At 42.0% G+C, this 25,964-nt stretch carries 31 protein-coding genes; 14 read left to right on the top strand and 17 right to left on the bottom strand.

Annotated features, from left to right (window positions below; all coding sequences use genetic code 11):
- Window positions 1-18 precede the first annotated feature (18 nt).
- Window positions 19-1,398: a penicillin binding protein PBP4B gene (gene pbp4b / locus IE339_RS14215; protein ID WP_242168503.1), complete on the top strand. Its 1,380-nt coding sequence runs from the start codon at window positions 19-21 to the stop codon at window positions 1,396-1,398.
- 142 nt (window positions 1,399-1,540) lie between these two features.
- Window positions 1,541-2,620: a bifunctional transcriptional activator/DNA repair enzyme AdaA gene (locus IE339_RS14210; protein WP_242168501.1), complete on the top strand. Its 1,080-nt coding sequence runs from the start codon at window positions 1,541-1,543 to the stop codon at window positions 2,618-2,620.
- Window positions 2,621-2,660: 40 nt separating this feature from the next.
- Here the strand turns inward: IE339_RS14210 and IE339_RS14205 are convergent, their stop codons facing one another.
- Window positions 2,661-3,539: a GNAT family N-acetyltransferase gene (locus IE339_RS14205; protein ID WP_242168499.1), complete on the bottom strand. Its 879-nt coding sequence runs from the start codon at window positions 3,537-3,539 to the stop codon at window positions 2,661-2,663.
- A gap of 190 nt (window positions 3,540-3,729) precedes the next feature.
- Between IE339_RS14205 and IE339_RS14200 the strand changes: the two genes are divergently transcribed.
- The 3 genes from IE339_RS14200 to IE339_RS14190 all read left to right on the top strand — a co-directional run bounded on the left by IE339_RS14200 (window position 3,730) and on the right by IE339_RS14190 (window position 4,930).
- Entirely contained in the window at window positions 3,730-4,176 is a 447-nt protein-coding gene (locus IE339_RS14200; protein WP_242168497.1) for a GNAT family N-acetyltransferase, read from the top strand.
- 23 nt (window positions 4,177-4,199) lie between these two features.
- Window positions 4,200-4,346 (top strand): hypothetical protein, encoded by a 147-nt coding sequence (locus IE339_RS14195; protein WP_242168495.1) that lies wholly within the window; start codon window positions 4,200-4,202, stop codon window positions 4,344-4,346.
- 140 nt (window positions 4,347-4,486) lie between these two features.
- On the top strand, window positions 4,487-4,930 hold the full coding sequence (locus IE339_RS14190) for a hypothetical protein (RefSeq protein ID WP_053401148.1): 444 nt from the start codon (window positions 4,487-4,489) through the stop codon (window positions 4,928-4,930).
- Window positions 4,931-5,054: 124 nt separating this feature from the next.
- Here the strand turns inward: IE339_RS14190 and IE339_RS14185 are convergent, their stop codons facing one another.
- The 4 genes from IE339_RS14185 to IE339_RS14170 all read right to left on the bottom strand — a co-directional run bounded on the left by IE339_RS14185 (window position 5,055) and on the right by IE339_RS14170 (window position 7,960).
- Window positions 5,055-5,441, bottom strand: coding sequence for a 5-carboxymethyl-2-hydroxymuconate Delta-isomerase (locus tag IE339_RS14185; RefSeq protein ID WP_242168494.1), 387 nt, complete (start codon window positions 5,439-5,441; stop codon window positions 5,055-5,057).
- Between the two features lie 11 nt (window positions 5,442-5,452).
- Window positions 5,453-6,193, bottom strand: a complete 741-nt coding sequence (locus IE339_RS14180; RefSeq protein WP_242168492.1) for a fumarylacetoacetate hydrolase family protein — start codon at window positions 6,191-6,193, stop codon at window positions 5,453-5,455.
- Entirely contained in the window at window positions 6,190-6,966 is a 777-nt protein-coding gene (locus tag IE339_RS14175) for a fumarylacetoacetate hydrolase family protein (RefSeq protein ID WP_242168490.1), read from the bottom strand. The genes IE339_RS14180 and IE339_RS14175 overlap by 4 nt, the downstream gene beginning before the upstream one ends.
- Window positions 6,967-7,060: 94 nt before the next feature.
- The gene (locus IE339_RS14170) at window positions 7,061-7,960 is read right to left on the bottom strand and encodes a LysR family transcriptional regulator (protein ID WP_242168488.1); all 900 of its coding nucleotides are present in this window, start codon (window positions 7,958-7,960) and stop codon (window positions 7,061-7,063) included.
- Window positions 7,961-8,478: 518 nt separating this feature from the next.
- Here IE339_RS14170 and hpaI point away from each other — a divergent pair.
- Genes hpaI through hpaD form a run of 4 tightly spaced genes read left to right on the top strand, consistent with a single transcriptional unit; the run spans window position 8,479 to window position 13,434 of the window.
- Window positions 8,479-9,405: a 2,4-dihydroxyhept-2-ene-1,7-dioic acid aldolase gene (gene hpaI / locus IE339_RS14165; RefSeq protein ID WP_242168487.1), complete on the top strand. Its 927-nt coding sequence runs from the start codon at window positions 8,479-8,481 to the stop codon at window positions 9,403-9,405.
- Window positions 9,406-9,419: 14 nt separating this feature from the next.
- Window positions 9,420-10,940: a 5-carboxymethyl-2-hydroxymuconate semialdehyde dehydrogenase gene (gene hpaE / locus IE339_RS14160; protein ID WP_242168485.1), complete on the top strand. Its 1,521-nt coding sequence runs from the start codon at window positions 9,420-9,422 to the stop codon at window positions 10,938-10,940.
- 15 nt (window positions 10,941-10,955) lie between these two features.
- Window positions 10,956-12,434: a 4-hydroxyphenylacetate 3-monooxygenase, oxygenase component gene (hpaB, locus tag IE339_RS14155; RefSeq protein WP_242168483.1), complete on the top strand. Its 1,479-nt coding sequence runs from the start codon at window positions 10,956-10,958 to the stop codon at window positions 12,432-12,434.
- 16 nt (window positions 12,435-12,450) lie between these two features.
- Window positions 12,451-13,434 carry a 3,4-dihydroxyphenylacetate 2,3-dioxygenase gene (hpaD, locus tag IE339_RS14150; RefSeq protein WP_242168480.1) on the top strand — a complete coding sequence of 328 codons (984 nt, stop codon included), beginning with the start codon at window positions 12,451-12,453 and terminating at the stop codon, window positions 13,432-13,434.
- A 104-nt stretch (window positions 13,435-13,538) separates the two neighbouring features.
- Here hpaD and IE339_RS14145 read toward each other — a convergent pair whose 3' ends face one another.
- The 8 genes from IE339_RS14145 to IE339_RS14110 all read right to left on the bottom strand — a co-directional run bounded on the left by IE339_RS14145 (window position 13,539) and on the right by IE339_RS14110 (window position 19,867).
- On the bottom strand, window positions 13,539-14,519 hold the full coding sequence (locus tag IE339_RS14145; RefSeq protein WP_242168478.1) for an anti sigma factor C-terminal domain-containing protein: 981 nt from the start codon (window positions 14,517-14,519) through the stop codon (window positions 13,539-13,541).
- Window positions 14,509-15,015 carry an RNA polymerase sigma factor gene (locus IE339_RS14140; protein ID WP_242168476.1) on the bottom strand — a complete coding sequence of 169 codons (507 nt, stop codon included), beginning with the start codon at window positions 15,013-15,015 and terminating at the stop codon, window positions 14,509-14,511. Before IE339_RS14140 ends, IE339_RS14145 begins: the two co-directional genes overlap by 11 nt.
- Window positions 15,016-15,093: 78 nt before the next feature.
- Complete coding sequence (locus tag IE339_RS14135; RefSeq protein ID WP_242168474.1) at window positions 15,094-15,747, bottom strand: hypothetical protein; 654 nt, start codon at window positions 15,745-15,747, stop codon at window positions 15,094-15,096.
- Complete coding sequence (locus tag IE339_RS14130; protein ID WP_242168472.1) at window positions 15,744-16,598, bottom strand: ABC transporter ATP-binding protein; 855 nt, start codon at window positions 16,596-16,598, stop codon at window positions 15,744-15,746. The genes IE339_RS14135 and IE339_RS14130 overlap by 4 nt, the downstream gene beginning before the upstream one ends.
- Window positions 16,585-18,693 carry a hypothetical protein gene (locus tag IE339_RS14125; RefSeq protein ID WP_242168470.1) on the bottom strand — a complete coding sequence of 703 codons (2,109 nt, stop codon included), beginning with the start codon at window positions 18,691-18,693 and terminating at the stop codon, window positions 16,585-16,587. The genes IE339_RS14130 and IE339_RS14125 overlap by 14 nt, the downstream gene beginning before the upstream one ends.
- A gap of 222 nt (window positions 18,694-18,915) precedes the next feature.
- Window positions 18,916-19,281: a DUF3885 domain-containing protein gene (locus tag IE339_RS14120; protein WP_242168468.1), complete on the bottom strand. Its 366-nt coding sequence runs from the start codon at window positions 19,279-19,281 to the stop codon at window positions 18,916-18,918.
- Window positions 19,278-19,568, bottom strand: a complete 291-nt coding sequence (locus IE339_RS14115; RefSeq protein ID WP_242168467.1) for a hypothetical protein — start codon at window positions 19,566-19,568, stop codon at window positions 19,278-19,280. Before IE339_RS14115 ends, IE339_RS14120 begins: the two co-directional genes overlap by 4 nt.
- Window positions 19,568-19,867, bottom strand: a complete 300-nt coding sequence (locus IE339_RS14110) for a DUF2089 family protein (RefSeq protein WP_242168465.1) — start codon at window positions 19,865-19,867, stop codon at window positions 19,568-19,570. The genes IE339_RS14115 and IE339_RS14110 overlap by 1 nt, the downstream gene beginning before the upstream one ends.
- Before the next feature lie 144 nt (window positions 19,868-20,011).
- Between IE339_RS14110 and IE339_RS14105 the strand changes: the two genes are divergently transcribed.
- Window positions 20,012-21,040: an alpha/beta fold hydrolase gene (locus IE339_RS14105; RefSeq protein WP_242168463.1), complete on the top strand. Its 1,029-nt coding sequence runs from the start codon at window positions 20,012-20,014 to the stop codon at window positions 21,038-21,040.
- Window positions 21,041-21,057: 17 nt separating this feature from the next.
- The gene (locus IE339_RS14100) at window positions 21,058-21,819 is read left to right on the top strand and encodes a nucleotidyltransferase domain-containing protein (protein ID WP_242168461.1); all 762 of its coding nucleotides are present in this window, start codon (window positions 21,058-21,060) and stop codon (window positions 21,817-21,819) included.
- A gap of 188 nt (window positions 21,820-22,007) precedes the next feature.
- Here the strand turns inward: IE339_RS14100 and IE339_RS14095 are convergent, their stop codons facing one another.
- A complete protein-coding gene (locus IE339_RS14095; protein WP_242168458.1) occupies window positions 22,008-22,511 on the bottom strand; it encodes a hypothetical protein in 504 nt (167 codons plus the stop codon).
- Between the two features lie 177 nt (window positions 22,512-22,688).
- Between IE339_RS14095 and IE339_RS14090 the strand changes: the two genes are divergently transcribed.
- Window positions 22,689-23,255 (top strand): cysteine hydrolase family protein, encoded by a 567-nt coding sequence (locus tag IE339_RS14090; protein WP_242168456.1) that lies wholly within the window; start codon window positions 22,689-22,691, stop codon window positions 23,253-23,255.
- Window positions 23,256-23,298: 43 nt separating this feature from the next.
- On the opposite strand, the gene IE339_RS14085 is transcribed toward IE339_RS14090, so the two are convergent.
- From IE339_RS14085 to IE339_RS14075, 3 genes are all read right to left on the bottom strand, one after another.
- A complete protein-coding gene (locus IE339_RS14085; RefSeq protein WP_242168454.1) occupies window positions 23,299-23,730 on the bottom strand; it encodes a hypothetical protein in 432 nt (143 codons plus the stop codon).
- Between the two features lie 72 nt (window positions 23,731-23,802).
- Entirely contained in the window at window positions 23,803-24,501 is a 699-nt protein-coding gene (locus tag IE339_RS14080; RefSeq protein WP_242168453.1) for a hypothetical protein, read from the bottom strand.
- Between the two features lie 40 nt (window positions 24,502-24,541).
- The gene (locus tag IE339_RS14075; RefSeq protein ID WP_242168451.1) at window positions 24,542-25,027 is read right to left on the bottom strand and encodes an NUDIX hydrolase; all 486 of its coding nucleotides are present in this window, start codon (window positions 25,025-25,027) and stop codon (window positions 24,542-24,544) included.
- Window positions 25,028-25,142: 115 nt separating this feature from the next.
- Between IE339_RS14075 and IE339_RS14070 the strand changes: the two genes are divergently transcribed.
- Together IE339_RS14070 and IE339_RS24815 are read left to right on the top strand one after the other, a co-directional pair.
- Window positions 25,143-25,346, top strand: coding sequence for a transcription initiation factor TFIIIB (locus IE339_RS14070; protein ID WP_242168450.1), 204 nt, complete (start codon window positions 25,143-25,145; stop codon window positions 25,344-25,346).
- Between the two features lie 138 nt (window positions 25,347-25,484).
- Window positions 25,485-25,691, top strand: a complete 207-nt coding sequence (locus tag IE339_RS24815; protein ID WP_431522790.1) for a WapI family immunity protein — start codon at window positions 25,485-25,487, stop codon at window positions 25,689-25,691.
- Window positions 25,692-25,964 lie beyond the last annotated feature (273 nt).

Raw genomic sequence — 25,964 nt, 5'->3', positions numbered from 1 at the left:
GAAGAGGGGGATTTTGTTATGAAGCGTTCTACTGTTATTTCATCAGCTTTATCATTATCACTGCTATTTTCAGGTGCGGTAACCGTGTCAGCATCAGGTACATCGGTTGTCGCATCGAAAGATCATCATCCAAACCATGGTAAGCAAGTGAGGTATCCCACTTTGAAAAAGACAAATCATCCTGAAGACGTTGGGTTTTCATCCGAAAAACTAAAAAAAGTTGATCAGCTTATTGAGGAAGACGTAAAAAATGGGTTTCCTGGTGCTGTTCTTCTTATTGTAAAAGACGGCAAAATCGTCAAAAACACCGCCTATGGCTACGCCAAAAAATATGACGGCTTAACACCGCTGAAGCACCCTCAAAAAATGAAAACCGATACGATGTTTGATCTTGCGTCCAATACGAAAATGTATGCGGTCAATTTTGCCCTTCAAAAGCTTGTAAGTGAGAAAAAGATTAATTTAAATGCTCGTGTACAAGACTACATTCCGGAATTTCATGACCAGCCTGGTGACCAAATTAAAGGAAAAGATACGCTTCGCATCATTGATATCCTTCATCACAGCGCGGGTTTCCCACCAGATCCTCAATATTTTAAACCAACTGCAGGTGGAGGAGCACTTTATTCCCAAGAGCGTGGTAAAACGCTTCAACTGATCTCCAAAACACCGCTTCAATATGAACCTGGAACGAAAAACATCTATAGTGACGTCGATTATATGCTGCTTGGCTATATTATTGAGAACATTACGGGTGAACAGCTTGATCGGTACGTAGAAAATCATATCTATAAGCCGCTAGGGCTGAAGCATACGATGTTTAACCCTCTTCAAAAGGGATTTAAGCCTCGTGATTTTGCCGCAACCGAATTAATGGGGAATACGCGTGATGGAGTCATTAACTTCCCGAACGTTCGTACATATACCCTACAAGGAGAAGTTCATGATGAGAAAGCCTTTTACTCAATGGGCGGGGTGTCCGGTCATGCGGGATTATTTTCAAATACAAACGACTTAGCCGTTCTCCTGCAAGTTATGCTGAATAACGGCGGATATGGAAACGTGAAGCTGTTTGACAAAGCGACAATTGATGAATTTGTTCAGCCATCAGAACTAAATCCTACGTATGGATTAGGTTGGAGACGGAACGGAGACGCGAGCATGGAGTGGATGTTTGGTCCATATGCGAGTGAGAACGTTGTTGGTCATACGGGCTGGGTTGGAACGCTGACCGTTATCGACCGCGAGGAAAATCTCGGGATTGTGCTACTTACCAATAAAAAGCATTCTCCACTTGTTGATCCGAAGGTGGATTCGAACAAATTTGCCGGAGACGCGTTTGGAACCGGGAAATATGGTAGCGTCGTGACGGCTGTGTATGAGGCGCTGCAAAAATAAGTTCTAAGGAGATAGAGGACATTTCCTCTATCTTTTTTTTTTTGAAGAAAAATTGGTGTTAATTTTTTTGGTTTTTTACTGTGATGAGTTTGGTATGATGGCGATAATAGAAGATTAGAAAAGAGCGTAGGAGGACCACCGTATGATTCGTGACCAAAAAGAAGTGGATACGTTTTATCAAATGCTTATTGAGCGTAATTCAAGCTACGAAGGTACATTTTTTGTCGGGGTGAAGACAACCGGCATCTTTTGCCGACCAACATGTCCCGCGAAAAAGCCGAAAAAAGAAAACTGCGAATTTTTCCGAACAGCGAAGGAGGCAGCGCTTGCCTCATATAGACCTTGTAAGAGATGTCAGCCGCTGAATACGCCGAGCACCTTATCACCTGAAGTGAAAAAACTAGTAGAGGCCATTGAAGAAAATCCACAGCGAAAATGGAGTGACAAGGACTTTGATGATCTAGCTATTAGCGCCAATACAGCGAGACGCCAATTTAAAAAGCAATTTGGTATGACGTTTATTGAGTATGCAAGAGCGAGACGTCTCGGTACAGCCTTTCAGCACATCCGAAACGGTAAGCCGCTCATCTATACGCAAATGGACAGTGGATTCGAATCAAGCAACGGATTTCGCGATGCTTTTACGCGAATTATGGGCGATGTCCCGAAAAAAAACAAAAACATTACGCTGTTAACAGCCAAATGGATGGAAACAGCGTTAGGCTCAATGATTGCGATTGCAGATGAGCATGAGCTTTATTTATTGGAATTTGTGGATCGAAGAGGCCTTGAAAAAGAAATTGAACGAATGCGTGTCAAATTGTCTGTCGCAATCGTTCCAGGTACAAATGAACTTCTTGAGGAGCTTGAACAGCAGCTTGGGGAATATTTTGAAGGCGAGCGCTCTTCTTTTGACATTCCGCTCACTGATAAAATTGGATTAAGCTTTCAGAAAAACGTTTGGCGACTGCTACGTGAAATTCCCCCTGGCAAAACGATTAGCTACAAGGAATTAGCCATTCAAGCAGGCAATCCAAAAGCCTACCGTGCCGTAGCACGCGCAAACGGAACGAATCAAATTGCTATTCTCATTCCTTGTCATAGAGTCATTACTTCAAACGGTGAACTTGGTGGGTATGCGGGAGGACTGCAACGAAAAGCGTGGCTACTCGAACTTGAAAAAATGAAGGAAGGTTGTCACGAAAACTTAACCGTATATTAGGTGCAAAAGGTGCTTTAAAAGCACCTTTTTGTGATAGTCTCTATGTTAACCGATAGGTGATCCAAGTCGGACTTGGCGCAAATGGGAAATGCTTTAATACGTTCATTGCATAGGTGCTTGTCGTATCAAACTCTCCCGTAATTAATTCTATTCCATTGTTGAGCGAATCTAAAATTTGTTGCTGTATGATTGGGAGAATGAGCGCCTCGTCGTCTGACGCACCAAACCACCCTAATTCCACAAAGTTTTCCTGCGAGCCTTCATGGAGAAACGAATACGCCGCGATATGACGTTCGCTTTGATCGACCAGAACATAACTTCCGTTTTTCATCACATCGTCAGCAAAAATCATGTCTTTCCATTCACTTACTGAAAAGTGAGCAACCGGATTGTCAAGGTGTGTCTCTTCGTAATGGCGCTTCACAAGACCCGCTAATTCATCTGTTAAATGCTTATTTGCTTCTATATCAGCAAGGGTTTTTAGTTCAGCATTTTCAGAACGATCAAAAGGATGTTCTACTACATGAGCGACCTTTAACGTCGTCATGTACGTTCGTCTAATTTCTTTGAATCCTTTTTTCGTATACAGCTCTTTCAAGCTAACAGACGTTTCCCAAATCGACGTCTGAAGGGGAAGTGAGTCTTTTCGATTGTCTAGAGCCTTCTCTACTAATTTCTCCTCTACCTGTAAATGTCGATAACAGGGGTGACATAAAATTCGTATGTATGTGCAAAATGGGTGAAAGCTATTTGACCATGAGAATACAATTCCGGCGAGCTCTGTACCGACCATAGCTGCGTACACATCATGCGCACGATTCATCAGACTACGTACACTTTTTTCCTCAAAGCATGCCTGTAGCAATTCCATCAACTGATCTTCGTTTCTTTCTTGATACGTTTTAATCGTTACGACCATATGTATTTCCTCCAATGACCCTATTCACTGTTTTTTACTAATTTTACCACAACAGGAACAGATGTTTAGAAAAATAGTACAGACCTGTACACGAATAAATCCCTATTAACAAATAATGGATTATATGGTAAGTTGGTTGAAAATAGTGATGGAAGTGAATTCCTTTTATAGGTAGTGGAGGTCAACAAAAATGGCAAACATTCATTTTAGATCAATCGATGACACAAACGAACTTCTTGTTCGAAACATAAAAATTAAGCGTGAACAAGAGCACTTTATCGAAACGGTGGATCAGTGTCTACAAGAAGCCAGTACATACTCTGAGTGGCAGCCGGTCGCTATTTATAACGATGATATCATCATCGGATTTGCTATGTACGGTTCCTTTGGTGATTCTTGTGACACGTGGATTGATCGCATTATGATTGATGAAAAATACCAGGGCAAAGGGTACGGGAAGACAGCCATGAAGCAACTCATTGACCATGTGTCAAAAGAGTACGGGGTTAACGTCGTTTACTTAAGCATTATTGAAGAAAATAGACAAGCCTATCACTTGTACACCAAGATCGGTTTTACGTTTATCAACGAACGTGATCCAAACGGTGAGCTCATATTTAAATACACCATTGCTTAGCTATTGAAAAGGGAGGTTTTGCAATGCTACAATTTATTGATGATTTGGCAGGGGCAATTCGTGATTGGTTTTTCTTTATTATTCGGTCGCTTAGCTATTTAATAGCAGGGGGGCTCATCGTCGCTGTTCCAATGTATGCGATTGTTTGGATTGTTGAGTGGTTGAAGTAACGCATATGTAAAAGACCTTACTATAGAACTAGTTAATTTGCTATTTATGGCTCATTCCATTTGTGGTGAGCACTGATATACTAGTAGATGGCTATAAATTGAAAGTTCATCATACCAATTACATAAGCGAGGTTCTCATCATGAAGAAAATGTTATTATCAACAGCAATGAGCGTAGCTCTATTAGTCGGTGGTGTTTCTGCTACTGGTCTTGCAACTCCAAGTAAAGCAGAAGCAGCAGGTTTTGAAGTTCAATTAACTCGAAGTGGATATTTCACGAACTATGTAACATCTAAAGCTTATGGAGATAAGTATGATTCTAGAGTCAAAACATTTAGCTTAACAAACGGGTATATTAAGTCAAATAGTTCTGTGAGCGGCTCTTATAAAGTTTACATTCAAACTCGTAAAAACAGCAAATACAGCTGGAAAACGGTCAAAACAGTAACGGCTACAAAAAATGGAACAACTCATTTTACGTCACCAAAAATTCCGAATGGCTACTCGTATCGATTTTACACGGTGAATACAGGTACGAAGAAAAAAGTGAATTTCTATATGTCATGGATTCCATTTGCAAACTAATCACAAACAGCGAACGTCACTCTTCATAGGGGAGTGACGTTCGTTTTTTATCGATATAAAAATCAGTTCACTGATCATTTGATAGCTAATGGAGCTCTTCGTCAGCTATTTTTTTGTTATACCACTATTTCCGAAATCGCCCATGAATATTATTATGCTTGTACGTGCCTGCTTCACTGAATTCAATCAGCTCTAATGAGAGGGCTAGATAGCGTCGTTCGTACGTTTCAGCAAAATGCTCCTTTATGACGGCAAACAGCTCCTCACATACGTTTTTTTTATCAGCTTCTGAACGCCCAGCGCCAATTTTTAACGTTGCATGAACGAACGCATCGTCTTCCTTTCCATCAGCAACGCGATAGTCGTGAAGTTCAATTGCCCGCGAGCGAATGCCACCGACAGGGAAAAGGGGAGACTTTGAAATTAGTAGATCATTCACCTTTTCTAAAAGTAGTGATATGCGCGCTTCCTGCTTAATGTTATCGGTATATTCCAAAATAAAATGAGGCATGGCTATTCCTCCTACTCACTGACGATCCAATTTGTTAATCGACCAATTCCTTCAATTTCAACCGTTACTTCATCTCCAACCTTCGTGTCCACTAGACCTTCAGGAGTGCCTGTTAAAATGATATCGTGCTCGTTTAGGGTCATGAAGCTGCTTAAATATTCGATGAGCGTTGGGATATCAAAAATCATGTCTCGGGTGTTGCCTTCCTGCGTCACGTTTCCATTTACAAACGTACGCAAGCTTAAATTCATCGGATCTCCTACGTCTGATGCATCAACAAGCCACGGACCAATGGGAGTACACGTATCACGGTTTTTTACCTTTAGGTTCGGGCGATAATAATTTTCAAGGTAATCTCGAACAGCATAGTCATTTGCAACGGTATAGCCCGCAACATAATCATAGGCCTCTTCTTTTTTAATATGTTTTCCTGATCGACCGATGACGACCGCAAGCTCACATTCATAGTGCATATTCGTCGCATCAAGCGGACGAACCGTTTTCGATCTGTGCCCAACAAATGTGTTCGGTCCTTTTAAAAACACAAGAGGCTCGGTCGGCGCATTAAAGGACAGCTCCTTCGCATGATCCGCGTAGTTTAATCCGAGCGCAAACACGGTTTTAGGTTGAACAGGAGGAAGGAAAATCACGTCATTTTCTTTGACGATTTGGCCGCTTGGAAGCTGCAATCCTGCTTCTACTCCAACAGCGTTATGAATCGTTCCATTACAAGCAACGCGCGCTTTTTTCATCCTTTCACCTCCTCGAGCTGAACGACGTTTTCTAAATACCCAATGCCGTCTAGTTCAATGCGCACAACATCACCGTTTTGAACAATCGGTTTATTCTCTGGAACCCCGATCAGTAAAACATCGCCTTTGTAAAAGGTCATAAATGATGAGACGTCAGAAATAAGCTTGGAAACAGAGCGAATGAGATTTGCCGTTGTGTTTTCCTGCTTTAATTCGCCGTTTACGAAAACTCGAACTGCAAGATGATCTGGGTCTTTGACATGCTCTTTTAGCATAATGTAAGGACCCATGGGACAAAATCCATCCCGTGCTTTCTGCTTAATCGCCGGACGGAAATACGTATCGTGCGGAATACTCACATCATTGGCGATCGTATAACCTAACACGTAATCTAGCGCTTTTTGCTCGGTAACGTTTGATGCGGTCTCCTTAAAAACGACAGCCAAAGCCGCTCCCACAGAAAGATGAGTGGTATCAGCAGGTAGTGGAATAGGGTGATGCATACCAGATAAGGTATTCACAGGCTTAATGTATAAAACCGGTGCCACAGGCGGCTTTTGATACGGCGCATTATGTACCTGATCACCTAATGCTTCAAGCTCTCCTTTATAATTTAAAAGCGCGCCGTATACCGTTCCATGAACGGGCGGATCGCAGATGAGATTTTCGAGCTGAATGGTCTGTGTTGAAAGGGTAATGGAATGGAAATCTTGGTGAATAGAAGCTTCTTTTAGAGTGGGTGAACCAGCAAGTTTAATTCGTATATTCTTCATCAACTTCACTCCTAAACGCTCTATAAAAAAGAGGTGAGATATTGAAAGGGTTTTCGTTAACAGCATATATGAAGACTCGTAAACTTTCAAACAATTATTTTACAACGTCCTGTTGAAACAATTCTAAAAAGTGCTGAGCGCTCTTTGACAAATAGCGATCCTTTAGCCAAATAACGGCTGACTCTGAGACAATTTCGGCATCCTCAATCGAGAGCGCGACCGTATTTAGCTGGGGAATAGCGGAAAGCGTCGACTTTGGAACGATTGTTGCCCCAACTTCTGACTCGACGAGCGATAAAATCATGGACGCATCTGGGCATTCCAAAATCACATTCGGCTTAAACCCGTGACGCTTGCACTCATTCACAATCATCTCAAACTGTCCCTTGCCATTAATACGATGAAGCAACAAAAGCGGAAAATCTTGTATCTCCTTCATCTGAACAGACGTCTTCTGTGAAACCAACTGCCACCACGATTTTGGAATCACAAACACATAGGACTCCTTTGGAAGAGGAATCATAGAAAACTCATGGTCGCTGCTTTCAAGAGGCAGCCTCGTTACCGCAAGATCAATCGCACGCGTCTTTAACAACTCGCTAATATGAAACGTATCACCCTCACGGAGCTGAAACGTTACAAGCGGATACGTTTCACGAAACGCTTTAATACGCGTTGGCAAATACGAAAAACAAGACTTGCTCGCCCCAACGGCAACAACGCCCTTTAACCCTTCATCCGTACTCTTTACCTCCACAACCGTCTCATCCAAATCAGCTAAAATCTTTTTTGCCTTTGTATACAACACAAGTCCACACTCTGTCACTTCCATATGACGACCGTTTCGCTCAAAAAGCGTCACATCAAGCTCTGCTTCGAGCTGCTTCAACTGCTGACTCAAAGGCGGCTGCGCCATATGAAGCTTTTTCGCAGCCCGCGTAATCTGCTTCTCCTCCACAATCGTACAAAAATAACGAAGCTGCTTAATATCCATTCCACAAGCCTCCTAAATAAAAGCTTTTCTAATGCCAAAAAGGGACACAAACCCACCCGCAACGCAGGGTGATAGCCCATACTAGTAATACCGGCAGAACCAAAATAACCTTTCCGCCAAGCCAAAAAGGACACAAACCCACCCGCAACGCAGGGTGATAGCTCATACTAGTAATACCGGCAGAACCAAACATAAACGAGGCACCATCACCACACACAATAAAATTTACCAAACCAACCGCCACACCAGCCCCCACCGAACCAACCCACAAAGGTCTAACATGAGCGGATGACGTTAACCCGCAAGGGAGGAGGGCAGACGCTTATGCTCCGCCACTGAGCCCTAACAGCCCCTCCGTTAGGGCTCAGTGGCGGAGTGAATCAAACATGCATATTTTTTTCGTATGGAAAACCAACTTTATCAATATTTCTCATATAACATACCACATGTTAAGGTATTTTATGAAAGGGTTTTCATTTATTTTTAAGATTCCAAGATCCATAAGGAGTGATAAATAGATGTCTAGATACGTAGAAGCAAAGAAAAAACTAAGAGGGTCAATTGCCCCCGTCATTACCCCATTTAACGACGACTATTCCATTGATTTTCCGTCCTTTGAAAAACTCATTAACTGGCATATTGAAAAAGGGACACACGCTATTTCAGTAACGGGCACGACAGGTGAACCAAGCTCTCTAACGGTTGAAGAGCGTATCCAAGTGATGCAAGCTGCCTCAAAAGCCATTAATGGACGAGTACCATTTGTTCCAGGTACAGGCTCAACGAATCATGAGGAAACGCTGTACTTAACAAAAAAAGCAGAAGAAATGGGTGCTGATGCAGCCCTTGTCATCGTTCCTTACTACAACAAACCTTCACAGCACGCTTTATATAAGCATTTTAAGGCCGTTGCTGATTCTGTTTCCATCCCCATCATCGTTTATAACATCCCAGGAAGAACCGCGACAAACCTTCAGCCAGAAACGCTCGCAAAGCTTAGCCAAGACTGTCCAAATATTATCGGCGTAAAAGAATCCAATAAAGATTTTGAACACGTGAATCGCGTGTTGCTTCACTGTGGCCGTGACTTTTTACTGTATTCAGGCATTGAACTGCTTTGTTATCCGATGCTCGCAATCGGTGGAGCAGGGCACATTAGCGCAACGGCCAATATTTTACCTGATAAGGTCGCAGAAATTTATGACGCCTGGAATGAAGGCGATGTTAAACGCGCGCAAGACCTGCATTTTGATTTAATGGAGCTTAATGATGTGCTCTTTAAAGACACGAATCCCGCTCCGCTAAAAGCCGCAATGGGCATGATGGGAAGCATTAAACCGGTCCTACGTCTCCCAATGGATTTGCCGACACAGGCTCTTCAAGACGAAATTCGTCACGTGCTATCGAAGTACGTCACGTTACCAGATCATATCTCAACGAACTAAAATGAGGTGAAAATATGGCTCATAAAACGACGGATCAAAGTTCAACAGAAGCAAAAAAAATTGTTCATGATGTTCAGCTATATATTAACGGAGAATTTCTTCATGCAAAGGGAAATGGTACCTTTCAAAATAAAAGTCCGTTTACAAACGAAGTGTTAAATGAGGTTGCCGAAGGCCGAAAAGAAGATATTAAAGAAGCGGTCGAAGCAGCGAAACATGCCTTTGAGAACACGTGGAGCAAGCTAAAGCTAGCTGAGCGAATGACGTATATAAATAAAATTGCCGATGTGATTGATGAAGAAGTTGAAGAGATTGCAATTTTAGAAGCGATTGATACAGGGCTACCGATTAGTCAAACGAGAAAAATGGTTTCGCGTGCCGCAACGAATTTCCGATTTTACGCCAAAATGGTAGAAGCAAAGCTGTACGGTGAAGCGTATCAGCAGGACGACGAATTTATGAATTACACCATCTACAAGCCGCTTGGCGTAGTCGGTCTCATTACCCCGTGGAACGCGCCGTTTATGCTTGAAACATGGAAGGTTGCACCAGCGCTTGCAACTGGTAACACGGTTGTACTAAAACCAGCGGAGCTTTCACCACTTACGGCAAACAAGCTAGCAGAAGTGATCCATAAAGCAGGCGTTCCGAAAGGTGTTTTTAATGTTGTTCATGGCTTTGGTGAAACAGCAGGGGCGGCGCTTGTCGAGCATCCCGACGTAAAAGCGATTTCCTTTACGGGCGAAACCGTGACGGGAAGCACAATCATTCGAAACGCGGCCGACACGTTAAAGAAAACCTCCATGGAGCTTGGCGGGAAGTCACCGCTTATCGTCTTTGACGATGCCGATTTAGAGCGAGCGCTTGATGCAGCGGTATGGGGAATTTTTTCTTTTAACGGCGAGCGCTGTACGGCTAATTCCCGCGTCTTTTTACACAAATCAATTAAAGACTCATTTGTAGAAGCGCTGAAAGAACGCGTGTTTAATATTAAAATGGGTGACCCGATGGACCCAGGCACACAGCTTGGACCGCTGATTGAAACAGAACATTATAACAAGGTCAATCACTACATTCAGCTTGCAAAAGAAGAAGGCTGTGACGTCATTCAAGGGACAATTCCTGAAGAGCTAAAGGCAGGAAATTTTGTCCCCGCAACGCTCCTTTTAAACGCAACAAATGATATGAGCGTGTGTCAGGAGGAAATTTTCGGTCCTGTTATGGCGGTGATTGAATTCCAATCCGAAGAAGAGGTAATTGCCGCTGCAAACGATGTTAAGTATGGTCTTGCTGGCTATGTGTGGACAAATGATATTAAACGAGGTCATCGCGTCGCACAGGCGGTTGAGGCGGGCATGATTTGGATTAATTCACAAAATACGCGTGACCTGCGCATTCCGTTTGGAGGCACAAAAGCAAGTGGAATTGGACGCGAAGGGGGCCATTACGCGATGTTTGAATTTTATACAGAGCCGAAGGTCATCCACGTTGCGCTAGGGGATCATCACATTCCGCAGTTCGGTAAAAAGAAATAGAGGGGGGACAAAATCATGGGAGCAAAGACAGGGAAGGACTATATCGAGCGGTTAAAAAAAGCGAACAATAATGTGTACATTCACGGTGATCGTGTCAAAGACGTAACGGAACACCCCGCACTAAAAGGAGTCATTCATTCAATGGCACACCTGTATGACCTTCAGTTCGATCAGCCCAAAAAGATGCTGTATACGTCACCAACGACCGGAAACCCAGTTGGGATGACGTTTCTTCAGCCGACGACCGTTGAAGATCTAATTAAACGACGTGAAGCGATTCAGGAATGGGCGTTAACATCTGGGGGAATGATGGGGCGATCGCCTGATTACTTAAATGCAGAAGTAATGGCGATGGGCGTATCAAATGAGCTGTTTGCAGAGGCTGATCCGATGTTTGCCGAAAATGCTCGGAAGTACTACGAATATGCGCGTGAAAATGATATTAGCTTAACTCACACGCTCATTCATCCACAGGTCAATCGCGCAAAAGCACAGTACGAGCAAAAAGACGCCAACGTTGCGCTTCATTTAGTGGAGAAGAATGAAGCAGGAATTATCGTTGATGGGATTCGTCTCCTTGCTACACAAGGTGGGATTACGGATGAAATTCTCGTGTTCCCGTCTACCGTAAAAAAAGCAGGAGAGCTTGACGATCCGTACTCATTGGCTTTTGCGATTCCAAATAACACGCCAGGACTTAAGTTTATTAGCCGTGAGTCATTCGACTATGGAAAAAACGCGTATGATCATCCGCTTTCTTCACGCTTTGAAGAAGGAGATGCGATCGTGTCATTTGATCACGTCTTTGTTCCGTGGGAGCGCGTCTTTGTTTGTGGAAATTCGTCTATCTGTAACCGAACGTTCCGTGAAACAAATGCGGTCGTTCATATGGCGCATCAGGTTGTAGCCAAAAACGTCATTAAGACAGAATTTGTCCTCGGCGTTGCGCTATCCGTTATGGATGCGATTGGGATCGACCAATTTCAGCATGTAAAAGACAAAGGAACGGAAATTATGCTTACGATTGAAGCGATGAAGTCACATCTTTATCGTGCCGAGCACAATGCAAAGCTTGATAAATGGGGAACGATGACGCCTGATTACGAAGCGCTAGACGCTGCGCGCAACTGGTTTCCACGTATTTATCCGCGTCTTGTGGAAATTCTCCGCGTTCTTGGTGCCTCAGGTCTTATGGGCATTCCAACACACGCTGATTTTCATAACGAAGAAATTGGCTCGATTATTAACCGGGGGCTTCAAGGAAAAAATCTTGAGGGATACGAGCGCGTTCAGCTATTTCGCTTGGCATGGGATTTGACGATGAGCGCATTCGGAAGCAGGCAAATGCACTACGAGTACTATTTCTTCGGTGATCCGGTTCGGATGGGCATGACGTACTTTGATAACTACGGTGCAAAAGAAGAGCTAAAAGAACGCGTCTCACAGTTTCTTAGCAAAGGAACGGATGCAAAAGCTAGCTTTCTGAACGTGTAAAAAGGGGGGTAAGAACATGACATTTGATATTATCCGATCGGCAAGAGCGATTCTTCACGTCACAGATTTAGAGAAATCACGTGATTTTTATATTCGCGGTCTTGGATTTATTGAAACGGAGGAGAAGGACGGGGCGCTCTATTTACGTGGACTTGAAGAGCACGTCCATCATAGCCTCGTCCTGAAAAAAGCAGAAGCGCCAGTTGTTGAAGTAATGAGCTACAAAGTGCGTTCGAACGAAGATTTAGACTCATTGGCTGCTTTTTACGAGCAAAATGGCTACAAGGTGAAGTGGCTTGAAGAGGGAAGTCAGCATGCGGTAGGACGCGCTTTTCGTGTTCAGGACGTGGCAGGACTCCCACTTGAGTACTTTGCGAAAATGGAGACGGTAGAGCGGATGCTGCAGCGCTATGATTTGTATCAAGGCGCAAAAGTCCAGCGCATCGATCACTTTAATAATATGGTGTCAGATGTCGAGAAAACACATGATTTCTACATGAAGGAACTTGGTTTTTCGTGTTCCGAATATACGGCGTCAGAAGAAGAAAAAGTATGGGCATCATGGCTTCACCGCAAGCCTAGCGTTCATGACGTTGCATTCATGAACGGAATCGGCCCTCGTCTTCATCATATTGGCTTTTGGCTAAGTGATCCGATGAGTCTTATTCATGGCTGTGATGTTTTAGCAGCCCTCGGTTATTCAAGCAGCATTGAACGTGGTCCTGCACGACATGGGTTATCAAATGCGTTTTTCTTGTATGTGAGAGATCCAGACGGCCACCGGATTGAGCTGTATAACGGGGACTACTTAACGAGTGATCCTGATTTCAAGCCGATTCGCTGGGATTTAAACGATAAGCGCAGACAAACGTTTTGGGGAGCCGAAGCACCGGACTGCTGGTTTAACGAAGCGTCTACCGTGCTTGATGTTCATACGAACAAACCTGTCCCAACAGCACCGGCAAAATTAAAACAGCATAAGCCCACATTTGTGATCTAAAAAAGCGCGTCGTTTGCGAAACGACGCGCTTTTTTGTGAGGTGATTGGTTTGGAGAAAAAACCAACCCTAATTACAATTATAAAAACGATTCATTCATCGCAGTTTACTCATACTTATTCGCTGTTGCGCCTAGTATTGCCCCCCGAACGGCTGAACTTTTCATGTATGCTTTAAGCTCACTTGGCTTTCCTGTTACCACAACGCCAATGATTTTTAGAGAGTCAGGGGTTAGCTTTCTTTTCTTGTTATTTGTTAAATCATTATAAAGGTTCGAAGCTTCTCTTTCGTATTTCCCGTCCTTCTTCAACATGTTTAATGTAGAAATGAACGGAAGGGACGGATCAGTATCCGGACGAGGACTGTTTGGGAAGCCGTATACATCGAACCCATTAATAATAGCGGTCTCTTCCATGTTTTTATCCATTGCTTGGTTACTCATTTCTTTTACATCTTTCTTCGTAAATGTATCGACCCAATACCACGCGACATGGTCTGGAAATAACTTTTGAACCTCTTGAATGGAATAAGCTTGATCAAAAGAGAATGCCATTTCCGCAACGGTCGTCTCGTTCATTTTACTTAGCGTGGATCGATCATCATAAACCTTTACGTATTGAACGTCAGGATGATAAAATTCCATCACGCGCTGCCCTTCATAGTAGAAAGGAAGTCGATCATCATCAATACTGCCCATTTTAGATGGACCGCTCATAGACAAGCTTTCACGCTTTGATGTACCAAACATCGTGTAAACGTCATGACGCTCCCCCCACGGAATTAATACTCCCTCAACGTTCTTCACAAATTCCGTCGTTCCTGTCGCTGAAAACGGAGTATAGTTGAACTGTGTTCCCATACTTTCAACATTGGCCCCTTGCAGAGAGCTCCAGCCCATCTCAGCATTTGTTTCTTTTTCAATCGTTTGTTGCAGGACATAGCTTCCGAGAATGTATAATCCGCCGAGTACGACTACACTGCTAATCACGGAGATTATAATCATTTTAAGCAGCGTTTTTCGGCGCGCTTTTTTTACTAATCCTTCAAACTCGTAGTCTCTTGGTAAAAATTCATTTTCATCGCTCATCGTTAGACCTCCTGTACACATCAATAAATTGTTTTCGTGCGCGGTGAAGAATCGTTTTAATCGATCCTTCCTTCATCCCATAGAGCTGGGCAATTTCTGTGATTTTTAACCCGGTACTATATTTCAAAAGAAGCAATTCCCGGTATTGCGTTTTCAACTGACCTAATAACATATGAATATCCTGCTGCAACTCCTTATATAAAACCGCTTGCTCCGGCGTATCCTCGTCTAGTAGCTCGTTAAAATCAAACGCCAGCAAAATATCTTTTCGACGCGTTCGCTTACGTGTTAAGTCATAATAGCCGTTAATGGCCACGCGAAATAGCCAGCTTTGAATTTGACTTGGTCCAATCGAATCCATGTAGCGTAAAAATTTGTAGGCCGTATCTTGAATAATGTCTTCTGCGTCTTCCTTTTTCGCGCCCATCTTCACTAAATATGCGAAGACAAACTGCAGCTTTTCATGTAACTTTTCGCCTAATAAAGCATCTTTCATGTTCAACCTCCCGCCTCTAAAACGTTTCACGAAGAAAAAGGTTAACAATTTTTTCTTTAAAGTAGAAATTCATCCAGTCTATGAGAGTTTTCGCTTCCTGAGAATGTATTGACCAATGACAAACAGCACTCCTGCGATCAGCGTATTTTTGATCGCTAGCGTCTTTAAAAGGGGGGTAGCCTGCAAATCAACTGAGAACGACATAATGTTATAAAGGGGAAAAATCATGCTTCCTTTTGTGAAAAATTTAATGGCCACATATGCCCCAATAATGGACAGGGGGAAAGCAGGGTGACGTGATCCGATCATAAGTACAAAGCCGAGCGCACTGTACACAAGCGCCTGTGGGATTATTAAAAGCAGTAATTGAAAAAGGGAGACCTCCTTTAACGTCACAGACAGCAGTCCTATCGAAATTCCTAGCGCTGTTGCATACAAAATGAAAAAGGCGCCGACTCTTAATAAGCCGTGTGCCATCAGCGGAAGGGGATAGGTAAATAAAAGCTCCGCTGCTTCGTCCTCGTAATAACTTATAAATAGATACACAGACCACAAGGAGGCACATGGACATACGAGAAATTCCAGCAGATGAGCTACGTTCGTGATATGGTCTGGACCTGAACTTACATATGTATACATAACCGTTAAAGCCATAAGGAGAAAAGGAAGATAAAAGGAAATCCCCATTAACCGACTATCAAAAGGGAGGTGAAGTCTCTTGACGATATTCATGCGTTCGCACCGTTTCGTGTAAGAAATAAGTAGGCGTCTTGAATGGTTGGCGTGGTCGTATGTAGTCCTTGATTATCGAGGTAACGAACGAGATAATGCTCACCTTGTTCTGTGATAGAGATGATCCGATCCCTCATTGCATCTACTTCTTCGTGGGAAGCAATTTTCTCTGTCACTTTTCCTTTTACAACGTCCTTCAGTTCGTCCTTGCTTCCTGTAAACAGCATGACCCCATCCTTTAAAACCCCAATATGATCACACGTCGCTTCAACATCCTCCACGATATGAGTGGAAATAAGCACAATTCGGTTTTTTCCTACTTGTCGTAAAAGCTGCCGAAAACGCACGCGCTCATCAATATCTAGCCCCACGGTTGGCTCATCGACAATGAGAATAGGAGGGTCCCCAAGCAAGGCTTGTGCAATGCCGACGCGGCGAAGCATACCGCCTGACAGATGCTTCATTTTCGTTTTTTCTTGCCCGACTAGATTTACGTCATGCAGTAATTTTTCAATCTCCGCTCGGGCCTGCTTTTTCGGAATTCCTTTTAGCACGGCGAGGTGAAACAGGCACTCTATGACGGTCGCCTGCTTATATAAGGAAAAGTGCTGCGGAAGATAGCCAATCATTTGACGAATTCTGCTGGGATTTTCCCAAGAGACCTCGTCATTGAAACGAATATCACCATGATCAGGATTAATCAATGTGGCTAAGATTCTCATTAGCGTCGTTTTGCCTGCTCCGTTCGGTCCTAAAAGCCCAAACGTTCCTTGAATGGTACAGGTGACGTTGCGAAGCGCTTTTTTTCGTTTGTATGTTTTTTGAATACCGTTTATCTCAATGATGTTCATCGTTCGTTCCTTCTTTCTCTTTCAAAATGTCTTTTAGCTTCGTCCATTTATTCGGCGTATCATCCTTCGTTAGTTTGTACCAGGATTGATGCAGGGGAGAACGAGTATCATAAGCCTCGGGCTGCTTCATCCACTGAAGAAGGAGACGCTTCACAGCTAATTTCTCTCCGTCATCTCCAACGACAGAAGAGAGGAGAAAGTCCAAATTGTCCTTTGCTTCTTCGTTTGATAAGTGAAGCTGTGCGTTAATAGCCTGGGCATACGCACTCGCAAACAGCACGTTAAATTCGTAGTCATATGAACCTTCATTACTTGCTTTTGTACGGGCAAGAACTAGACGATAGGTGAAATTTGACATGTTCTCCTTTGTAAAATAATTCATTCCGTTTCGGTCGTAATAGCGAAATCCGAATATAAGATCAGTTTTGTTCCACCACGTACCTTCACCAGAAAATCCGTCACCAATGTTTTCGTTCGGCAAAAAATAGAGACTTTTGGGAAGGTGAACTTGATCATGAAGGTGGTTCTGCAAAATAGCCGTAACTGCTTTTACATAGCGATGAAGTACCGTCGTATCGGCAAATTCTGATTCCCAATCGTTCGGATAAACGAGGGTGAAATCGCTCAGCTTCTTTGACGTGAGCTGTCCGGAGATAATCGATACTCCTTCATCAGTCGTTCCGCTCCAATGTTGCTCACTTTTTAATGGAAGGTTGGAGTAAATTTCCTTCCCGCTGTTCACATACAGATCATAGCTTTTTTGAGCGTGAGCAAGACGCGGCAGACGATGAATTTGCCTCTGCTTTGATACAAGCTGGAATGCAGGGGTTAGCTCTTCACTAGGCAACCAAGATAAGTAGTTTGGTAAATAAATCGCACGGGTGTTAGCAAAATACAAATTTGAGTGTAGTCCAGCGTATGTAAACTCAAGCGTTTTTTCCGTATGAGGAGCCCAGCCTCTAGAAGAAAAATGAATGTTAACGAAGTCCTGCTTTTGCTCAAATGAAACGGCTTTTCCGTCTAGCTTAATTTGCTGTATATGAAGCTCATGATAGAGTGCCACTTTCATTGACTGCACGATTTGGTTACTCATATTCTCCGCTTTGATTTTTACGAAAGCATTTAACTGACCCTTTGGCTGTAGATGGATATCATAATGAGAAAAGGCGATAGGTGAATTCATCTCAGCTGCATTCGCACGGTGCGTATCGTAATAGCTTCGAATAACAAGATCATCATCATTAAACGTTTGATGAGGAGAAATGATGTACGTAAACGTTATACAAGCAATGAGGAGAAAACAAAACGAAATGCGTTTGAATCCATTTGAAAACCATGTATGCCGTTTTTTTAGGATGAAGATTGTGAACAAACATAATAGTGCCATGCAAAACAAGCTTTTCGTCCAGCGAATGGGCTCTAGTGCAAAGCCGTAAAAACTGTTGTAGCTTCTCGTCATGTTCGGCTCGCCAAGATTTAATACTCGATCAAGCCGGATGCTATAAATCTTTGTCGGATCATATGGGAATATAGCCGCGTTCATCGGACTTAAGAGGACAAACATCATAAGAATGAGTGGATAAATGAGCTTGTTTCGAATAACGAGCGCAAGCACGCTTCCTATTAAAAACATGACAAACGGCGTCAGGCCCCAATATAAAAGCATGTAAATCCCTACGTGTAGAAAGAAGCGCAGGCTATGAAAGTCACTTGTCACGTACAAAACCAAATAGGACAAATAAAGTACAAGAAGTGAGAGGATAATGGCACTCAGAGCGACGAATGATTTGGCTAGGGTTTTACAAGCAATGCTGTTCTCAACTACGCCAAAGGTTTCCGCAATAGAAGCTGTTTCATCAAGCTTTGTTACATAAACCCCAAAAAATAAGTAGGTAAGGATAAGCGAAAAAATGCCATAGCTTCCGACTAACGGTGACGCTGGATTGATTCCGCCAAGATCTGCATTATCTACATAATGACTGTATAAATAAAGCGGATATAAAATAAGCCCAATGTTTCCTACTAGCAGGAGTGGCATGACCCACGTCCGGCACGTCAGCTTTACATAAAATAAATACGAATTCCATACTTTCAATGTGTTCATCCTTTCTCTATGATGTGAAATCGCGTCGTGTCGGTTCTATAACGAGTGAGGAGAAAAAAGGTTAACAGATTTTTAGTATAGAAGATGGGGGGAGGGCGGAAAAAGGTTTAGAGATCGATTGAAACTTGGCATGAAATCATTACAAAAAGCATTGAATGAACTTTCAATGCTTTTTTATCAAATGGTTCTTTAACACCTATTTTCTCATCTTAATTATGTATGCTCTGTCTCCTCATCTTTCTCTGCAAAAACGTCACGAATTTGGGTATGCTTTAACTGATATAAAATTTGACGACTTTTGATAAAAGATGCAAAAAGTCTAAGATTTCTTTTAAAAGCTTGATAATCATAGATATTCACAACCAATACTAAATTTTCTTCCTGCGGATGAAGCGTTTCAAATAGAGTAATAGCGCGGTGATCTACTTCCTTCAGATAAGTACTCCCTTCTCCGCAGTTTGATGATTCATCATTTACCCCTAGTTCAAATTGAATACCAATATCGCCGTTGTAAAAAAGCGGAGGCACTAATTCGAGACCGGGAAAGTGAGTGTTCATATATTGATCTAAGCTTTTCATAGATTTTGCGCTTCCAATCTATCCATTTCCTTTTGACGCTTTTTCGTGACTCTTTCTCTTCCGTCTGCCCACATTCCAAGCAAGATGACTGTCCCAAGTATTCCGATAAATAACAAACCTTTCTCACCGGGCTTTATCGTAAATAGATTCGTAGCCTTCCCATAAATTAAAAATCCAACATAAAGAACTGGAAGAATGGCAGCCCAGAACGATTGTCTTCGTGTTGATAAGAAATACTGAACGCCTAGAATAATAACAGCGGGTAAAAAATCAAGAATGAAATCCATTAACGATCCTCCCTTTCTTTTTTGTATTGATCAATCAGCAGCTTTGCAACATCTAGACTAATCCGCTCATCAATCACCAAATTCTTAATCATCGTTACAAATTCAACACCTTCTTCTGTACTTGATAACTCGACCTTTTTAATTAACTGATCAAGCTTTGCTCGGACAGTAGGGTAGGAAACACTGTATTCTTTTGCCATCTCTTTTAACGATCCTGAATGTAAAATGAACCGGCGGATAAATTCAACGTTCTCTTTATTTAACGCCAATATCCAGGAAGGGACTTCATTTTTATCCATAATTATCCTCCTTTTTTAATAATATTAATCTTTATTTTAATTTTATTCAAGTTTTTTTAAATTTTATTTATTAAATCTTAAAAAGAACATTATACAAATTATGGTATAATTAGTTAAAAAGATTGATATGTCAAAGGAGTTACCATGAAAAAAACAGGAAAAGTAGTACTCGTTACAGTAACGGCCATTGTATCCATTCTTCTCATCGCGCTCTTTTTTCCAACGTGGACGTCATCCATTGCAGGAGATCATAGCATTAGTACAATGCAGCAGGTAAAAATAAACGGGACAAATCAAGAGATCATGATACGGGGACAGGACAAAAGAAATCCAGTTCTTCTCTTTGTACACGGAGGACCTGGAAACTCAGAGATTCCATATGCGAAAAAATATCAGCACCTGCTCGAAAAAAACTTTACCGTTGTGAACTATGACCAGCGTGGTACAGGGAAATCGTATCATTTTAATGAGGATCACCCGAACATATCAAGTGATCTGCTAGCGGATGATTTAATAGCAATTACGGACTATTTGAAGAAGAACATAACCAACAAAAAAGTCATTTTAGTTGGTCATTCGTACGGTACATATGTTGCCACTCAAGCAGCTGCAAAAGCACCTGAAAAATACGAGGCGTATGTAGGAATTGGCCAAATGAGTAACACGGTCGAAAGTGAGATGGACAGCCTCGATTACGTGCTGAAGCAAGCCACAAAAGCGGAGAATAAAGAAGATATTACAGCGATTAAAAAGGTACAAAGCAAAGTGGAAAACGGCGAAGCTTTTACACCGCGTGATTTGGTGATGAAATACGGGGGAGGAGCTCGCCAAATTGACAATCCTGAAAAAAACCTATTTCAACTAGCATTAACGACTGAATATAACCTTCTAGATGCAATTGGGTATCTCCGTGGAATTGGATTCTATCAATTTCCGCTTGTTCAGGAAGCGCTGAAGAATCCCCTGACAGAAAAAGTAACCGCGGTTGATCTTCCCGTTTATTTTGTGATGGGAAAATACGATTACATGACGTCAGCGAAAGCAGCGAAGAACTATTTTGATTCACTCGATGCGAGGCAAAAAGAGTTCCTTACGTTCAAAAAGTCTGCACACTATCCACAGTTTGAGGAACCGAAGAAGTTTTCGGACTGGATGGTGAAGACGTTTAAGTAAAGAGGAGAGACAAAAAAATGGAGAAACAGCTTCTACAAAAAAATCCACATGATGTTGTTCAAGACTTGACTGATTATATAAAAAAGCTAGTGAAAAAAGACTTTGTGGGATTGTATGTACATGGATCACTGGCAATGGGTGGATTTCATTTAAAGCACAGTGATATTGATATTATTGTGTTAACAAAAAAGCCGGCAAGCAATGAGCAAAAAGAAAAACTAGCACACTATTTGAAAGGTGCTTCCGGTCAGCCTTTTCCAATTGAGCTTAGCATCTTAACGACGAAGCAAGTAGAAAATTGGACGCACCCTTCTCCATTTGACTTTCACTTCAGTGAATATTGGCGAAGTCGTTTTCAAGAAAATACGGCTCATACCATTGTGAGCCAAAAAGAGATGGTCGATCCTGATTTGGCCGCCCATCTTACTATTCTTACGGAGCGCGGTCGATGCGTTGACGGGAAGTCTATCTCAGATGCTTTTCAGCTCATTCCAACGTCTCACTATTACTCTGCGATTATGGGAGACTATGAGGATTGTCTGGGGAGTATTGAAGAAAATCCCACTTACAGCATTCTCAATATGCTACGAGTATATCGGTACAAAAAGGATCAGGTCATTTCCTCCAAACAAGAAGCAGGTGAGTGGGGATGCACGGAATTCCCTGTCCAACAAATAGAAACCATTCAAAAAGCGTTGCTTAGGTGTGAAGCATCTGCATTTACAAAGGATGAGTTACGAAGCTTTAAAGGCCACATCATGAAAGGAATGAATGATTAATAAATCATAAAAGCTTCCCGTTGTATTAGAAGGGAAGCTTTTTATAGTCATATGGAATTTGAGGGAAACTTACTAGAATACAAAACAAAGTCCATCATTTCTCCATGTTCTCTAGTGGATAGAAAGATTTCTATTTTTTGAAGTTTCTAGACGAGTGGATCACGATTAATGAACGCTAAACCAAGAGCTTACGCAAATTTATTTTCTAGCTTTTCAATTGCTTTTAAAACGGACTCGCGATTTTTACTGGATTTGATCCAGACAGGCAATCGACTTTCTACACTCAGATAGTATGGATGACTTTCTCTAAGCTCAGCCTCCACGTATCGCTTTAAATAAGTAAGGTGCTCACGGTTGTAAACCCACAGCGTATGGCCACAGCAAGGAGTTTGCAAATAAAGCGAATAACCAAAATACCAATCATAAGGTCCCCCAATATTGACCACACCATCTTTCCACTGACTTCCGTAAGAAATAATGGACTGGTTGTAACCATTGCTTTTGGTCTTAAGCTCTTTACTCATTCCGCAGTTTGTACACACAAAACGAATGGAAGTTCGAGGGACGTAAGGTGAGGGATCGCCTAAAGAAATCACTTTTGAATAATGATTGCAGCTCGGGCAAGTGACAAGAAATTCATATCCGAAGCTCTCTAGCATGCGGTGCTGATTTCGAAACGTTTTTTTCATCATCTTTTGCATCCTCCCGTTCAACGTAAATAATGTTAGTTTATCATAGTAGTTACAAATATTGGTGAAAGTTTATCTGTATTTTTAATTCACTAAATAATTCACAGAGATAAATATTTGAATTCTGTATGAAAATCGGACAAACTAGTAATAGAGGTCTTGAAAGAGGAGGATTTATGTATGACAAAAACAAATCCAGCATTGCTTGTGATGGATATTCAAAATGGAATTGTATCGCGCTATGCGGAGAAACCAGAAGCACTAGCGCCTTTTCAAAAATCAGTTGAAGCAGCACGTAAGGCAGGAATTCCTGTCGTATTCGTTCGCGTTGCATTCCGAGACGGCTTTCCAGAGGTTAGCTCAGCGAATAAAATGTTCTCGGCTATCAAAAATCAAGGTGGCATGACAGAGGCTGAATGGGCAACACAAATTCACGAATCTGTTGCGCCACGTGAAAATGAGCCGCTTGTGACAAAACGTCGCGTCAGTGCGTTTACAGGAAGTGACCTTGAGGTTGTCCTTCGCGCCCGTGGGATTAACGAACTTATTTTAACGGGTGTTGCAACAAGCGGTGTGGTACTTTCCACGCTTCGAGAAGCGGCAGATAAGGACTATTACTTAAAAGTACTATCTGACGCTTGTATAGACGGCGACCCAGAAGTGCACCGTGTTCTTACAGAAAAGGTGTTCCCTCGTCAGGCAGACGTTATGACAGTGGATGAGTGGATTTTTTCTGTAAATGAATGAAAAGGCTTGGAGAATAATTTCTCCAAGCCTTTTTTAATAGCGATTATTTCGATTCCTTCACTTCATAACGAGCCTGCTTAAACGTTGTCATATCGTTTTCTTCATTATCATCCTTATATTGAAACAGCTGAACCTTCGGCTTATAGTCTGTTCGGTGAGCGTTCTTAATGTCTTTAATGCTAATTTTATACGATTGCTTATTTTTTATCTTTTGAGCCCATACTCTTTGATTGGCTACATAAATATAGGTTATTTTGTCTTCATCAATACCATCTGTTTCAAATTTGAGCTGATTTTCGTCCGTCGTAATGGTAGGGGTTAACAACTTCAACGATCCCTTGCCCGTATTTTGTGACGTGGCCACCTCAATGGCAGCCGCATCTTCCTCGTCAACAAGGGATTTTAACTCTTCTGAACACGCTGATAAGAGTAATACTCCCAAAAGCATAATGATAAAATAGGTCACTTTTTTCATCTTGTACACCTCAAATGTATGGATTCGTAAGTTTAGTAAACGTACTGATAAGCCTTTTTAGAATTAATAATGCTACGCTAACTCCTCGGCTGATAGAATATCCTTTCCAACCATATCAACCGCATACCAGGTAGATACGTCATCTTCAGGTTGCCCATGATGTTTTTTCCATGCGATGACAAAATGAACCTGACAGATTTCATTCTTAGGTAGGGAGGGGATCGGAACCACAAGAGCGTCATTGACATACTGAACAATTTCATGCTGAGCTAGTTCGTCATATGTATAAAAACAGTTTGGCATTTGTTCATTTTTCTTTCCACGATGAGTAAGCATTGGTCCGTCCTCAGTTCCTATTGTGAGCATGTGCGTGTTTGTATACCATGTCAGAGCATCTAGACCTTCACCACTATTTGCGCCAACTTCCAGTGATTTTTGTGTGCGTAGCGTAGCCGAATATTTAACCGAAAGTTGATCAACCAACGACTTTACACGCCAAACGGCTCCACAAATGCCGTCTATCCTCATGGGAGGCGCAAGGGAGGAAGGGGGCTTACAAAGGACTAACTCGGCGATAAATGCTGATGCTACGTATGAATAAAGAGTCCCACCGTGATGTAAATCAAATGATTTCGCTTCAGTCATAGCAAAATATGAGAGCGGTTTTTCGTTTATATAAAGTTCCATATGCACCTCACCAAGCGGCGTCGAAATGAAGGATTTTGGAGATGAACGAGAAGGAACTATTTTTTCAGACGTAAATAAGTACATATGTGTTCACTCCTTTCCAACGAGATCGGATTACTAGTATTCACTTCGCCAAAGCTTGATCTAATATTTCCTGATAAAGATCATGCCAGTCTTCGTAATAAGCGTCGACTTCGCTAGGAGAAATGAACGTACGCTTGATTGATTCGTACTTTCCTTCAAACGGCAGCAGCTCCAAAATCTCCATCTTGTAAAATACTTGAAACCCGACTTTTGGATAGGGGCTGCCTTCTGACCACGCAGGATTTTCATTATGATCAATCACCATGTACCCAAGTAGCTCACATGTTCCTTTTACATACGCTTCTTCTAGCGCTTCACGGGCAAAGCAATGTTCTGGGGTTTCATCTCCCTCAATATGTCCTCCTGGAAAGTCCCATCCTCTGTCTAACTCCACCATTAAGAGGTTTCCGTCTTGAAAGCAGAAACCATGAACGCTCGTAATAAGCGAACGGTCAGGAAGCTCACGCGATGGTTGCCATGTTAATTTCACTCTAGATTCGCCCCATGTTACATATGTTGTCGTCAATCTATTCACTCCTAAGAAAAACGGTGCGATGATCGAACAATCGCAATCTACCATTTTCCAATATTTATGATAACTTTATATAAGGTTATCATTTCCAAGAAGGGATGGGAAGTGTATGAATCATCAACTAACGGAATGCCCAAAATGCGGAGAACGGGAGCTTGGAATTGGAAAGCATTATGATTATGGAGTTATGTATCCAAAGGGCAAAATGTGCTTAGGCTCTGAGGTCGAGTATTTACTTTGCACAGAATGTGGTTTTATTATTGAAGGCTACGTCAAAAAGCCTGAGAAATTTAAAGGCACAATGAAGGAATAATTGACACTTAACACGACGAGGAGGTTGTTCATGATGGAGGAACGAGAAAGCGTATTAGAGCCTACTTTATCAAACGGGGAGAAGACCATTTCCATCTTCTCATATGGCTCTATGTAACCAAACGATGAGGAAAGCTATCTGCGTGATCTACAGTCAAATCTATTATCTGTCACATCAAACGATTTTACCTATCACTATCGTTCGCCCATCTTTTTGGAAAGTGAGCTTCTTACCTTTCAGCACGATCTTGAGCTCCTTCTTCAAGGAGAGGGAAAAACGGCTTCTTTAGATAGTACAGAAGAAGAGATTGGGTTACACATTAAAGGAAACGAACCTTCTATGTAATCAATTTTTCATTTTCTCAGATTGGTTTTAAAAAAGAAAAATGGCTTCACGAGCTTTCGTTTCAAATGGATCAACAGCAAATCGAACAATCTCTACATACGATGAAACGCTAGATCCATCTAACCGCCACATGCGAAATCATGTGGCTTTTTGTTGTTCAAATCTTCGACACAAAATAGACAGAAAATTCTTGTTTTACGAGTGTTTTATTTGAACGTTACATAATACTATGTAATAGTATGATTATGTAACATTAATTAAGGAGACTTATTT

Origin of the sequence: Priestia koreensis, assembly GCF_022646885.1 — a bacterium.
Taxonomy (GTDB): domain Bacteria; phylum Bacillota; class Bacilli; order Bacillales; family Bacillaceae_H; genus Bacillus_AG; species Bacillus_AG koreensis_A.
The sequence above is the reverse complement of the archived record's forward strand: the minus strand, read 5'-3'. Positions and strand labels throughout refer to the sequence as shown.

Excerpts from the sequence above, each read along its gene's own strand:
- pbp4b (WP_242168503.1), top strand. The coding sequence starts at position 19 with ATGAAGCGTTCTACTGTTATTTCATCAGCTTTATCATTATCACTGCTA.
- IE339_RS14210 (WP_242168501.1), top strand. The coding sequence starts at position 1,541 with ATGATTCGTGACCAAAAAGAAGTGGATACGTTTTATCAAATGCTTATT.
- IE339_RS14205 (WP_242168499.1), bottom strand. The coding sequence starts at position 3,539 with ATGGTCGTAACGATTAAAACGTATCAAGAAAGAAACGAAGATCAGTTG.
- IE339_RS14200 (WP_242168497.1), top strand. The coding sequence starts at position 3,730 with ATGGCAAACATTCATTTTAGATCAATCGATGACACAAACGAACTTCTT.
- IE339_RS14195 (WP_242168495.1), top strand. The coding sequence starts at position 4,200 with ATGCTACAATTTATTGATGATTTGGCAGGGGCAATTCGTGATTGGTTT.
- IE339_RS14190 (WP_053401148.1), top strand. The coding sequence starts at position 4,487 with ATGAAGAAAATGTTATTATCAACAGCAATGAGCGTAGCTCTATTAGTC.
- IE339_RS14185 (WP_242168494.1), bottom strand. The coding sequence starts at position 5,441 with ATGCCTCATTTTATTTTGGAATATACCGATAACATTAAGCAGGAAGCG.
- IE339_RS14180 (WP_242168492.1), bottom strand. The coding sequence starts at position 6,193 with ATGAAAAAAGCGCGCGTTGCTTGTAATGGAACGATTCATAACGCTGTT.
- IE339_RS14175 (WP_242168490.1), bottom strand. The coding sequence starts at position 6,966 with ATGAAGAATATACGAATTAAACTTGCTGGTTCACCCACTCTAAAAGAA.
- IE339_RS14170 (WP_242168488.1), bottom strand. The coding sequence starts at position 7,960 with ATGGATATTAAGCAGCTTCGTTATTTTTGTACGATTGTGGAGGAGAAG.
- hpaI (WP_242168487.1), top strand. The coding sequence starts at position 8,479 with ATGTCTAGATACGTAGAAGCAAAGAAAAAACTAAGAGGGTCAATTGCC.
- hpaE (WP_242168485.1), top strand. The coding sequence starts at position 9,420 with ATGGCTCATAAAACGACGGATCAAAGTTCAACAGAAGCAAAAAAAATT.
- hpaB (WP_242168483.1), top strand. The coding sequence starts at position 10,956 with ATGGGAGCAAAGACAGGGAAGGACTATATCGAGCGGTTAAAAAAAGCG.
- hpaD (WP_242168480.1), top strand. The coding sequence starts at position 12,451 with ATGACATTTGATATTATCCGATCGGCAAGAGCGATTCTTCACGTCACA.
- IE339_RS14145 (WP_242168478.1), bottom strand. The coding sequence starts at position 14,519 with ATGAGCGATGAAAATGAATTTTTACCAAGAGACTACGAGTTTGAAGGA.
- IE339_RS14140 (WP_242168476.1), bottom strand. The coding sequence starts at position 15,015 with ATGAAAGATGCTTTATTAGGCGAAAAGTTACATGAAAAGCTGCAGTTT.
- IE339_RS14135 (WP_242168474.1), bottom strand. The coding sequence starts at position 15,747 with ATGAATATCGTCAAGAGACTTCACCTCCCTTTTGATAGTCGGTTAATG.
- IE339_RS14130 (WP_242168472.1), bottom strand. The coding sequence starts at position 16,598 with ATGAACATCATTGAGATAAACGGTATTCAAAAAACATACAAACGAAAA.
- IE339_RS14120 (WP_242168468.1), bottom strand. The coding sequence starts at position 19,281 with ATGAAAAGCTTAGATCAATATATGAACACTCACTTTCCCGGTCTCGAA.
- IE339_RS14115 (WP_242168467.1), bottom strand. The coding sequence starts at position 19,568 with ATGGATTTCATTCTTGATTTTTTACCCGCTGTTATTATTCTAGGCGTT.
- IE339_RS14110 (WP_242168465.1), bottom strand. The coding sequence starts at position 19,867 with ATGGATAAAAATGAAGTCCCTTCCTGGATATTGGCGTTAAATAAAGAG.
- IE339_RS14105 (WP_242168463.1), top strand. The coding sequence starts at position 20,012 with ATGAAAAAAACAGGAAAAGTAGTACTCGTTACAGTAACGGCCATTGTA.
- IE339_RS14100 (WP_242168461.1), top strand. The coding sequence starts at position 21,058 with ATGGAGAAACAGCTTCTACAAAAAAATCCACATGATGTTGTTCAAGAC.
- IE339_RS14095 (WP_242168458.1), bottom strand. The coding sequence starts at position 22,511 with ATGATGAAAAAAACGTTTCGAAATCAGCACCGCATGCTAGAGAGCTTC.
- IE339_RS14090 (WP_242168456.1), top strand. The coding sequence starts at position 22,689 with ATGACAAAAACAAATCCAGCATTGCTTGTGATGGATATTCAAAATGGA.
- IE339_RS14085 (WP_242168454.1), bottom strand. The coding sequence starts at position 23,730 with ATGAAAAAAGTGACCTATTTTATCATTATGCTTTTGGGAGTATTACTC.
- IE339_RS14080 (WP_242168453.1), bottom strand. The coding sequence starts at position 24,501 with ATGTACTTATTTACGTCTGAAAAAATAGTTCCTTCTCGTTCATCTCCA.
- IE339_RS14070 (WP_242168450.1), top strand. The coding sequence starts at position 25,143 with ATGAATCATCAACTAACGGAATGCCCAAAATGCGGAGAACGGGAGCTT.